We start from the raw sequence: 11,543 nt of genomic DNA, 5'->3' as shown, positions 1-11,543 counted from the left end.
TAGTAGCTCCGCTACGAGGACCTTCCGGCGCCTTGCGATCGACCGCACCGGACGCCGCTCCTTCACCCGCTCCCTATTTCCCCCCAGGTCGTAACTCGGGGCTGTGCACCACTGCCAGCAGGGCCCCGACCTCGACCTGTCGGCCAGGCGTGGCGTGCAGGGCCGTCAGCGTCCCGGCCGCGGGCGCCGTGATCTTGTGCTCCATCTTCATCGCCTCCAGCCACAGCAGGGGCTCTCCGGCCTGTACCGCGGCTCCTACGGCCAGGCCCTCGGCCACCCGTACGACCGTTCCCGGCATCGGCGCGAGCAGGGAGCCCGGGGCGTGGTCGGCGGTGGGTTCCGGGAAGCGGGGCAGGGCGGTGAGGGCGGTCGACCCGACGTGGACCTGGTCGCCGTACCGCGCCACCTCGAACTTCCGTCGGACGCCGTCGACTTCGAGGACGACGAAGCGTGCGTCGGCGTGCACCACACGCACTCCGTCCGCCGTCAGGCCTGCACGGGTGTGCTGGTAGCGGACCTCGTGCTCCTCGCCCGCCATGAGGTAGCGCTTGAGCTGCGGCTGCGAGGGCAGGTTGCGCCAGCCGCCGAACCGCGAGCGGCCGTGCGCGTCCGCGAGCGCCGCGGCCAGGGGTGCGTACGGGTCGGGGACGGGTTCGGTCAGCGCGGGCAGGTGGCGGTCGTAGAAGCCCGTGTCCATCCGGGCCGCCCGGAACTCCTTGTGGCGCAGGGACCGTACGAGCAGGTCCCTGTTGGTCGTCGGGCCGTGGATCCGCGCCCGCTCCAGGGCGGCGGCCAGCCTGCGGACCGCCTCCGCGCGCGTGGGGGCGTGAGCGACGGCCTTGGCGAGCAGGGGGTCGTAGTGGACGCCGATCGTGTCACCGTCGGCGTACCCGGTGTCCAGACGTACGTCGGGTACGGCGAGACGGTGCAGCGTGCCGGTCTGCGGGGCCCAGTCGCGCGCCGGGTCCTCGGCGTAGAGGCGGGCCTCGATCGCGTGGCCGCGCGCACGGGGAGGCTCGTCGTCCAGGGCCGCGCCCTCCGCCACCCGGATCTGGAGGGCCACCAGGTCGATCCCGAACACCGCTTCCGTGACCGGGTGTTCCACCTGGAGTCGGGTGTTCATCTCCAGGAAGTGGGCGCGGCCGTCCGCGACCAGGAACTCCACCGTGCCGGCGCCCACGTAGTCGACGGCACGGGCTGCTCGTACGGCCATCTCGCTCAGGGAGTCGGTGAGTTCGGCGGTCAGGCCCGGGGCCGGAGCCTCCTCGATCACCTTCTGGTGGCGGCGCTGGAGGGAGCAGTCCCGGGTGCCCAGCGCCCACACCGTGCCGTGCGTGTCGGCGAGGATCTGCACCTCGATGTGGCGGCCGCCCTCCAGGTACGGCTCGACGAACACCTCGTCGTCGCCGAAGGCGCTCAGCGCCTCGGCGCACGCGGCGGTCAGTTCGGCGTCCAGGGCGGCCAGTGCCCTGACGATCCGCATCCCGCGTCCGCCGCCGCCCGCCGCCGCCTTGACCAGCACGGGCAGGTCGTCGGCGGTGACGGTGGCCAGTGGCTGAAGCCCCATCAGCTTCTTGGCGCGGGTCTTGGAGGCCATCGCCTCGATCGCCTCCGGTGGGGGGCCGATCCACACCAGGCCCGCCTCCCGGACCGCCCGTGCGAAGTCGGCGTTCTCGGACAGGAAGCCGTACCCGGGGTGCACGGCGTCGGCGCCGGCCGCCAGCGCCGCCTTCACGATCAGGTCGCCGCGCAGATAGGTGTCCGCGGGGGCCGCCCCCGGGAGCCGTACCGCCGCGTCGGCCACGCGCGCGTGGAGCGCGTTCTCGTCGGCGTCCGAGTGGACGGCGACGGCCTTGATGCCCAGCTCGCGGCAGGTGCGGAAGATACGGCAGGCGATCTCGCCGCGGTTCGCCACCAGAACGGAAGTAATCACGGGCCTCACATCCGGAAGACGCCGAACCCGCCACGCGCGCCCTCGTAGGGCGCGGTGTGGATCGCGGACAGGCACAGGCCGAGGACGGTGCGGGTGTCGCGCGGGTCGATGACCCCGTCGTCGTACAGCCGCCCGGACAGGAACATCGGCAGGGACTCGGACTCGATCTGCTGCTCCACCATGGCGCGCAGGGCGGCGTCCGCGTCGTCGTCGTACGGCTGCCCCTTGGCCGCCGCCGACTGGCGGGCGACGATCGAGAGGACACCGGCGAGCTGCTGCGGCCCCATGACGGCCGACTTGGCGCTGGGCCAGGCGAACAGGAAGCGTGGGTCGTACGCCCGTCCGCACATGCCGTAGTGGCCGGCTCCGTACGAGGCGCCCATGAGCACGGACAGGTGCGGGACCCGGCTGTTGGACACCGCATTGATCATCATCGCGCCGTGCTTGATGATGCCGCCCTGTTCGTACTCCCTGCCGACCATGTAGCCGGTGGTGTTGTGCAGGAACAGCAGCGGGATGTCGCGCTGATTGGCGAGCTGGATGAACTGGGCGGCCTTCTGGGACTCCTCGCTGAAGAGCACCCCCCGGGCGTTCGCCAGCACCCCGACCGGATAGCCGTGCAGGGTGGCCCATCCGGTGCACAGGCTCGTCCCGTACAGCGGCTTGAACTCGTCGAAGTCGGAGGCGTCGACGATGCGGGCGATGACCTCGCGCGGGTCGAAGGGCACCTTCAGGTCGCCGGGGACGATCCCGAGGAGTTCCTCCTCGTCGTACGCGGGAGGGGCCGCCGGGTCCGGATCGGCGTACGCCTTGCGGTGGTTGAGGCGGGCGACGACCCGTCGGGCCTGGCGCAGGGCGTCCCGCTCGTCGACGGCGAAGTGGTCCGCGAGGCCCGACACGCGCGCGTGCATCTCGGCGCCGCCGAGGGATTCGTCGTCGCTCTCCTCGCCGGTGGCCATCTTCACCAGGGGCGGTCCGCCGAGGAAGACCTTGGCCCGCTCCTTGACCATGATCACGTGGTCGGACATGCCGGGGACGTAGGCGCCGCCCGCCGTCGAGTTCCCGAAGACGACCGCGATGGTGGGGATCCCCGCGGCGGACAGCCGCGTGAGGTCACGGAAGATGGCGCCGCCCGGGATGAAGATCTCCTTCTGGGAGGGCAGGTCGGCACCGCCCGACTCGACGAGGCTGATGCACGGCAGCCGGTTGGCGAGCGCAATGTCGTTGGCGCGCAGGGCCTTCCTCAGGCTCCACGGGTTGCTGGCGCCGCCCCGCACGGTCGGGTCGTTGGCGGTGATCAGGCACTCGACGCCCTCGACGACGCCGATGCCGGTGACCAGGGAGGCGCCGACCGTGTGGTCGCTGCCCCAGGCGGCGAGCGGGGACAGCTCCAGGAAGGGCGTGTCGGGGTCGAGGAGGAGTTCGATGCGCTCGCGGGCGAGCAGCTTGCCGCGCCCGCGGTGGCGCCCGACGTACTTCTCACCTCCGCCCGCCAACGCCTTGGCGTGCTCGGCGTCCAGTGATTCGAGCTTGGCGAGCATGGCGTCGCGGTTCGCCCGGTAGTCGGGGTCGTCGACGTCCACGGCTGTGGAGAGGACCGTCATGGGCGATCCTCCCGGTTCTCCAGGGTCAACGGAGGGCCTCCGGTATCTCCAGGTGGCGGGCGCGCAGCCATTCGCCGAGGCCTTTGGCCTGCGGGTCGAAGCGGTGGCGGGCGGCGACGCCCTCGCCGAGGATGCCCTCGACGACGAAGTTCAGGGCGCGCAGGTTCGGCAGGACGTGGCGTACGACGGTCAGACCGGCCGTTTCCGGGAGGAGCGCGCGGAAGCGGTCGACGGTGAGGGTGTGGGCGAGCCACCGCCATGCCTGGTCGGTGCGCGCCCACACACCGACGTTCGCATTGCCGCCCTTGTCGCCGCTGCGGGCACCGGCGACCAGGCCGAGGGGCGCGCGTCGGGTGGGTCCCGGGGGCAGCGGGTCGGGCAGGGGTGGTTCCGGTACGTCGGCGAGTACGCGGGTGTCGCGGGCCGGTGGCACCGGGATACGGCGCCCGTCGTGGAGTACGGCCCTGTGGTCCACGGCGCCACGGTCGACGTCGGCCGCCTCGAAGACCCCGTACGGTTCCCCTTTGCCCGGTGGGGCCGCCACATGGAAGCCCGGGTAGCTCGCGAGCGCCAGTTCGACTGCGGCGCCGCTGAGCGAACGGCCCACCGCGCCCTGATCCTTGTCGCGTACGACGAGCCGCAGGAAGGCGCTCGCGGTCTCCTCGGTGGGCGCGTCGGGATGGTCGGTGCGGGCCAGCTCCCAGCGCACCTGAGCGGGGCGGGACTTGGCCGCGTCCAGGGCCGCCTCCATCTGGGCCCGGACGAGTGCGGCCTTGGCCTCGATGTCCAGCCCGGTCAGCACGAAGGCGACCTCGTTGCGGAAGCCGCCGAGGCGGCTGAGGCCGACCTTGAGGGCCGGGGGCGGCGCCTCGCCCCGTACACCCTCGACACGCACCCGGTCGGGCCCCTCCTGGGTGAGGCGGACCGTGTCCAGACGGGCGGTGACATCGGGGCCGGCGTACCGGGCACCGGCCGTCTCGTAGAGGAGTTGCGCGGTGACCGTACCGACGTCCACGACACCGCCGGTGCCGTCGTGCTTGGTGATGACGCTGCTGCCGTCCTCGTGGAGCTCGGCCAGCGGGAAGCCCGGACGGGCCGACAGTCCGGGCGGGTGCTCGGTGAAGAACGCGTAGTTGCCACCGGTGGCCTGCGTCCCGCACTCCAGGACGTGCCCGGCGACCACCGCGCCCGCCAGCCGGTCGTACTCCTCGGGGCCCCAGCCGAAGTGGGCGGCGGCGGGCCCGGTGACGAGCGCCGCGTCCGTCACCCGCCCGGTGACCACGATGTCGGCGCCCTCGCGCAGGCACGCGGCGATGCCGTGGCCGCCGAGGTAGGCGTGGGCGGCCAGGGTGTCCGGGTGGAGGGCGGTGAGGTCGTCGCCCTCCACGTGGGCCACGCGGACGGGGATTCCCAGGCGGTCGGCCAACTCCCTCACCCGGTCGGCGAGTCCGGCCGGGTTGAGGCCGCCGGCGTTCGTCACGATCCGTACGCCCCGCTCGTGGGCCAGGCCCAGGCACTCCTCCAGCTGGGCCAGGAAGGTGCGCGCGTAGCCGCCTGCGGGATTCTTGAGGCGGTCGCGGCCGAGGATGAGCATCGTCAGTTCGGCGAGGTAGTCGCCGGTGAGGACGTCGAGGGGGCCGCCGGTGAGCATCTCGCGCAGGGCGTCGAAACGGTCGCCGTAGAAACCGGAGGCATTGCCTATGCGGAGGGGCGCGCGCCGGGTCACCGGGCGGCTCCCTCGGGCGGCCGCCCCGCCCCTGGCGGGCCCGCGAAGGCCTGGGCGATGTCCAGCCAGCGGTCCGCGTCCGGCCCCTGGGCCCGCAGCGCGAGGTCGGCCCTGTTCGCGCGCTGGGTGACCAGCAGACAGAAGTCCAGGGCGGGGCCGGTCACCCGCTGGGCGGCGTCCTGCGGCCCGTACGTCCACATGCCGTTCCCCGAGGGCGCGACCAGCTCGACCCGGAACTCCTCCCCCGGCGCGGCCAACCCCCGTACACCGAAGGCGAAGTCACGCGCCCGTACCCCGATGCGGGCCACGTGCCGCAGCCGGTCGGTGGGGGTGCGCACCACCCCGAGCGTGTCGGCGACGTCCTGCCCGTGCGCCCAGGTCTCCATCAGTCGTCCGGTGGCCATGGACGCGGTGGACATGGGCGGCCCGTACCAGGGGAAGCGGATGCCGGGCGGCGCGGCACGCAGGGCGCGGTCCAGGGCGGCGCGCCCCTCCCGCCACTGCGCGAGCAGCCGGTCGGGCGGCAGCGCGGCCCCCTCCCGTGCGGCCTCGTCGACCCAGCTACCGGGGGACGCGAGCGCCTTCTCCACCTCCGCCGCGAAGGCCTCCGCATCGGTGACGGCCAGCAGTGCGCCCCGGTCCGTCCAGGCCAGGTGCGCGATCTGGTGGGCGATGGTCCAGCCCGGCGCGGGCGTGACCAGCGCCCACTGGGACTTGTCCAGCCGAGCAACCAGCCGGTCGAGTTCCTCGCTCTCCCGGCCCAGATCGTCGATCACGGACGACGCGTCGGACACGATGCGCTCCCCTCGGGGCACGACGGTGTGCGTGGGGAGCATGGCAGCGGACACAGAAACAATCAAGCGTGCTTGCATTGAATTTCGGCCGTCGTCGGCCGGGCGGTACGGGAGGCGGCCCCGGGCGCCGACGACGGCCCTCACCGGACCGCCGGGGGCCGCGGGCACGGTGCCCGTGAGGCCCCGGTGCGGTACGCGACCGGCCCGTACAGGAGCATCATGGGGTTCACGCGTCTGAAACCGGTCCATTCCCGGACGGCCGGGCGCACCACACCGAACGAACGCCTGAGCCCTCTGGAAGGCCCTGTGAACACCCCCAGCACCGCCTCTTCGACCCCGCCCTCCGTCGCGGCGGTGACGGACTCCTCGCCCGCGACAGGCGGGGGACCGCGCCGTCTGGGCTCCCTCGGGCCCGTGGGGCTGGTGCTCGCCGGAGGCATCTCCGTGCAGTTCGGCGGGGCGCTCGCGGTGACCCTGATGCCGCGGGCCGGCGCACTCGGCGTGGTGACGCTGCGGCTCGTCGTGGCAGCCATCGTGCTGCTCCTGGTCTGCCGGCCCCGGCTGCGCGGGCACTCGCGCGCCGACTGGGGCACGGTCGTCGTCTTCGGCATCGCCGTGGGCGCGATGAACGGCCTCTTCTACGAAGCAGTGGCCCGCATTCCGCTCGGCCCCGCCGTCACCCTGGAAGTCCTCGGCCCGCTGGCCCTCTCCGTCCTCGCCTCCCGCCGCGCGGTGAACCTCCTCTGGGCGGGCCTCGCACTGGCCGGTGTCTTCCTGCTCGGCGGCGGGGGCTTCGGCGACCTGGACCCGGTGGGCGTCGCCTTCGCGCTCGCGGCGGGCGCGATGTGGGCGGCCTACATCGTCTTCAGCGCCCGTACGGGACGGCGATTCCCCCAGGCCGACGGGCTCGCGCTCGCGATGGCGGTCGCCGCGGTGCTGTTCGTGCCGCTGGGGATCGCCGAATCGGGCACGAAGCTGCTCGTACCGGCGACGGTCGGGTTGGGCGCCGGGGTGGCGGTGCTCTCCTCGGTCCTCCCGTACACCCTGGAACTCCTGGCCCTGCGCCGCCTGCCCGCCTCCACCTTCGCGATCCTGATGAGCCTGGAGCCGGCGATCGCGTCGACCGCGGGCTTCCTGGTCCTCGGCCAGACCCTGAGCGCGCTCCAGACGCTCGCGATCGCCCTGGTCATCGCGGCGAGCATGGGGGCGGTACGGACGCAGGTGGGCCGAGGCCGGGCGAGGACGGCGGAGCCGGAGGCGTAGCCGCAGGGGAACGACTCACGGGCCCGGGGCGCCGTCTTCGTCCCCCGGGCGCGAAGGACGCGTCTTCGTCACTCCTGAGCCCGGTCCAGGCCTTCCGCCAGCACCTGAGCCACGTGCCGCGCCCCGCGGCCCGCCAACTGCTCCAGTTGGGTGCGGCAGGAGAAGCCGTCCGCCAGGACGACCGCGTCCTGCGGCGCCTTGCGCACATCCGGAAGCAGCCGGTCCTCCGCACACGCCGCCGAGACCTCGTAGTGGCCCTTCTCGAAGCCGAAGTTGCCCGCGAGCCCACAGCAGCCGCCGGTCAGTTCGCCGGTCAGGCCCGCCGCCGCGCGCAGCCGGCGGTCGGCCGCGTCACCGAGGACCGCGTGCTGGTGGCAGTGGGTCTGGCCGACCACCGGGCGGTCCACCTTCGGCGGCGTCCAGTGCGGCGCGTACCGCTCAAGGGCCTCGGCAAACGTCACCACCGCCGCCGCCAGCCGGGCCGCGCGCGGATCGTCGTGCAGCAGCTCCGGCAGGTCCGTGCGGAGCGCGGCCGCACAGCTCGGTTCGAGGACGACCACCGGGAGACCGGCCGCCGGCACCGGTTCCATCAGGTCGAGCGTGCGGCGCAGAACGGCGCGGGCGCGGTCCAACTGGCCCGTGGAGACGTACGTCAGACCGCAACAGGCCCGGCCGCGGCGGGCCGTCGGCCGCACGCCGCCGTCCCGCGCCGTCCTCCTGCCCACCATCGGCGGCGGAACCACCTCAAGTCCCGCCGCCTCCAGCACCCGTACGGCGGCCCGGCCCACGGACGGGGACAGGTGCTCCGTGAAGGTGTCCGGCCACAGGACGACCCGCGTGCCGTCACGCGTCCCGGTGTTCCCGCGCGACCGCCCGGCGGACTCCCGCCGCCACCACCGGGTGAACGTCTCCTCCGCCAGCCGCGGAAGGTCCCGCTCGGGCGCGATCCCGCCCAGCCGCTTGCCGAGCGCCGCCAGCGGCCCCACCGACGCCAGGGCGTTGACCACCGGCGCCGTGCGCGTCCGCGCGACCGCTGCCAGCCACACCGGCAGCCGGCCCATCACGTAGTGCGCGGCCGGCCGGCGCCGCCCCGCGTAGTGGTGGTGCAGGAACTCCGCTTTGTAGGTGGCCATGTCGACGCCGACCGGGCAGTCCGTACGGCAGCCCTTGCAGGACAGGCACAGGTCGAGCGCGTCCCTGACCTCCGTCGACCGCCAGCCGTCGGTGATCACCTCGCCCGCCAGCATCTCGTGCAGCAGCCGGGCACGCCCGCGCGTGGAGTGCTCCTCCTCGCCGGTCGCCCGGTACGACGGGCACATCACGCCCGCCCCGGACACCGTCGTCGTACGGCACTTGGCGACGCCCACGCAGCGTCGTACCGCCGCCGAGAAATTGCCGCCGTCCGCCGGGTAGCCGAAGGCGACGTCCACGGGCTCGCGGGGCAGCACCGCGAACCGCAGGTTCTCGTCCAGCCGGGCCGGGCGGACCAGCATCCCCGGATTGAGCAGGCCGTCCGGATCCCAGACGTCCTTGGCACGCGCGAAGAGGTCGACCAGGTCCGGCCCGTACATCCTCGGCAGGAGCTCCGCCCGCGCCTGACCGTCGCCGTGCTCCCCGGAGAGCGAGCCGCCGTGGGAGACGACCAGGTCCGCGAGGTCCTGCGAGAAACGGCGGAAGCGGGCGACACCCCCCTCGGTCAGCAGGTCGAAGTCGATACGGACGTGAATGCAGCCGTCCCCGAAGTGGCCGTACGGCGTGCCGCGCAGACCGTGGTCGGCGAGCAGCCGTCTGAAGTCCCGCAGGTACTCCCCCAGCCGGGCCGGGGGCACCGCGCAGTCCTCCCAGCCCGGCCACGCCTCGGTACCGTCGGGCATCCGGGTCGCCGTGCCGCTCGCGTCCTCGCGCAGCCGCCACAGCGCACGCTGCCCGGCCGGGTCGGTGACCACCGCGGCGTCCGTCACGTCCGCCGCCCGGACGATCGCCTCCGCACGCGCGAACGCCTCCGTCTCGCTCGCGCCGCCCGTCTCCACGAACAGCCATGCCCCGCCGCGCGGCAGCCCCGCCGACGGCGGCACCAGGTCGGCGGCCATGCCCTCCACCGTCAGCGGGCTGTGCGGCAGCAGCCCGGCCGCCGCCTCGGCCGCCGCGCTCTCGTCGGCGTACGCCAGGACGGCGAGCGACCGGGCGCGGGGCACCTCGATCAGGTCGACGACCGCCTCCGTCAGGACGCCGAGCGTGCCCTCCGAGCCGCAGAAGGAGCGGGCCACGTCCGCGCCCCGCTCCGGCAGCAGCGCGTCCAGCGCGTATCCGGAGATGCGGCGCGGGAGGCCGGGGTAGCCCGTGCGCAGGAGCGCCAACTCCCCGTCCACCAGGGCGCGCAGGCCGCCCGGAGCGCCCTGCCAGTGGCGGCCCGCGGTCAGCGCCTCGCCCCGCGCGGTGAGCACCGACAGCTCGCGCACACTGTCCGCGGTGGTGCCCCAGGCCACCGAGTGGGAACCGCAGGAGTTGTTGCCGATCATTCCGCCCAGCGTGCAGCGGGCGTGTGTGGAGGGGTCGGGGCCGAAACGCAGGCCGTGCGGGGCGGCGGCTTCCTGGAGCCGGTCGAGGACCAGGCCCGGCTGCACCACCGCGGTGCGCGCGGCGGGGTCCAGGGACAGGACCCGGTTCATGTACCGGGTGAAGTCGAGCACCACGCCCGTGCCCGTCGCCTGCCCTGCGATCGACGTGCCGCCGCCACGCGCGACGACCGGCACCCCGTACGCACGGCACACCTCCAGCGTTGCCGCCACGTCCTCGGCGTCCCGCGGGGCCACCACACCGAGCGGCACCCGCCGGTAGTTGGACGCGTCCATGGTGTGCAGCGCCCGCGAAGTGACGCCGAAGTCCACATCGCCCCGGACGGCACGGCGCAGCCGCGCCCCCAGCTCTGCCCCCTGCTCCGAACGATCGGTCATGACTCCAGCATGCATCCGGCCACTGACAGTGACGACCACGGCGATGACCTCGTGGGTCCCCACAAGTTCACGGGGCGACGCGCGTCGTCTCATCGGACGGACAAGGTGCCGACCGGTTTCGCCGAAGGGATACGCTCCGACTCGTGGCTGATATCCAGATTCCTGCTGACATCAAGCCCGCGGATGGTCGTTTCGGCGCGGGTCCCTCCAAGGTGCGGACGGAGGCGCTGAACGCCCTCGCCGCCACGGGTAGTTCCCTGCTCGGCACGTCCCACCGCCAGGCACCGGTCAAGAACCTGGTCGGCAAGGTGCGCGAGGGTATCCGCGAGCTCTTCCAGCTCCCCGACGGCTACGAGGTCATCCTCGGCAACGGCGGCTCCACCGCGTTCTGGGACATCGCGACCCACGGACTGATCGAGAACAAGTCACAGCACCTCAACTTCGGCGAGTTCTCCTCCAAGTTCGCCAAGGCCGCGAAGCTCGCCCCATGGCTGGCCGAGCCCACGGTCATCGCGTCCGACCCCGGCACGCACCCCGAGGCCACGGCCGAGGCGGGCGTCGACGTCTACGCCTTCACGCACAACGAGACGTCGACGGGCGTGGCCATGCCCATCAAGCGGGTGCCGGGCGCCGACGAGGGCTCCCTGGTCCTCGTGGACGCCACCTCGGGCGCCGGCGGCCTCCCGGTGGACATCGCCGAGACGGACGTCTACTACTTCGCCCCGCAGAAGTCCTTCGCCTCCGACGGCGGGCTGTGGATCGGCGTGTTCTCCCCGGCCGCGATCGAGCGTGCCCAGCGTGTCCACGCCTCCGGCCGCCACATCCCGGAGTTCTTCAGCCTTCCCACGGCGATCGACAACTCCCGCAAGAACCAGACGTACAACACCCCGGCCCTCGCAACCCTGTTCCTCCTCAACGAGCAACTGGAGTGGCTCAACGGCCAGGGCGGCCTCGCCTGGTCCACGGCCCGCACCAAGGACTCCTCGACCCGCCTGTACACCTGGGCGGAGGAGTCCAAGTACGCCACCCCGTTCGTGACCGACCCGGCCAAGCGCTCCCAGGTCATCGGCACGATCGACTTCACGGACGAGATCGACGCCGCCGCGATCGCCAAGGCCCTGCGCGCCAACGGCATCGTCGACACCGAGCCGTACCGCAAGCTCGGCCGCAACCAGCTGCGCATCGCGATGTTCCCGGCGATCGACCCGGCGGACGTCGAGGCGCTGACGAAGTGCATCGACTACGTGATCGAGAAGCTGTAGTCGTTTC

General features: G+C 73.1%; 7 protein-coding genes. 2 read left to right on the top strand and 5 right to left on the bottom strand.

Annotated elements, in window-relative coordinates; genetic code table 11:
• Window positions 1-73: 73 nt before the first annotated feature.
• From ACWDEX_RS13685 to ACWDEX_RS13670, 4 genes are read right to left on the bottom strand one after another with little or no spacing between them, the layout of a single operon-like run.
• Window positions 74-1,933: an ATP-binding protein gene (locus tag ACWDEX_RS13685; RefSeq protein WP_450463465.1), complete on the bottom strand. Its 1,860-nt coding sequence runs from the start codon at window positions 1,931-1,933 to the stop codon at window positions 74-76.
• A 5-nt stretch (window positions 1,934-1,938) separates the two neighbouring features.
• Entirely contained in the window at window positions 1,939-3,537 is a 1,599-nt protein-coding gene (locus tag ACWDEX_RS13680) for an acyl-CoA carboxylase subunit beta (protein WP_450463464.1), read from the bottom strand.
• 25 nt (window positions 3,538-3,562) lie between these two features.
• Complete coding sequence (locus tag ACWDEX_RS13675) at window positions 3,563-5,263, bottom strand: acyclic terpene utilization AtuA family protein (RefSeq protein ID WP_450463462.1); 1,701 nt, start codon at window positions 5,261-5,263, stop codon at window positions 3,563-3,565.
• Window positions 5,260-6,057, bottom strand: coding sequence for a TIGR03084 family metal-binding protein (locus ACWDEX_RS13670; protein ID WP_450463461.1), 798 nt, complete (start codon window positions 6,055-6,057; stop codon window positions 5,260-5,262). Before ACWDEX_RS13670 ends, ACWDEX_RS13675 begins: the two co-directional genes overlap by 4 nt.
• A 306-nt stretch (window positions 6,058-6,363) precedes the next feature.
• Between ACWDEX_RS13670 and ACWDEX_RS13665 the strand changes: the two genes are divergently transcribed.
• A complete protein-coding gene (locus ACWDEX_RS13665; RefSeq protein ID WP_450463460.1) occupies window positions 6,364-7,320 on the top strand; it encodes an EamA family transporter in 957 nt (318 codons plus the stop codon).
• Window positions 7,321-7,388: 68 nt separating this feature from the next.
• Here ACWDEX_RS13665 and ACWDEX_RS13660 read toward each other — a convergent pair whose 3' ends face one another.
• Window positions 7,389-10,274 carry an FAD-binding and (Fe-S)-binding domain-containing protein gene (locus ACWDEX_RS13660; protein WP_450463459.1) on the bottom strand — a complete coding sequence of 962 codons (2,886 nt, stop codon included), beginning with the start codon at window positions 10,272-10,274 and terminating at the stop codon, window positions 7,389-7,391.
• 143 nt (window positions 10,275-10,417) lie between these two features.
• Between ACWDEX_RS13660 and serC the strand changes: the two genes are divergently transcribed.
• Window positions 10,418-11,536, top strand: a complete 1,119-nt coding sequence (serC, locus tag ACWDEX_RS13655) for a phosphoserine transaminase (RefSeq protein ID WP_450463458.1) — start codon at window positions 10,418-10,420, stop codon at window positions 11,534-11,536.
• Window positions 11,537-11,543: the final 7 nt, after the last annotated feature.

The sequence above is a fragment of the Streptomyces sp. NPDC001020 genome, from assembly GCF_053599115.1.
Note: the sequence above shows the minus strand (reverse complement) of the source record. Positions and strands in the feature narration are given on the sequence as shown.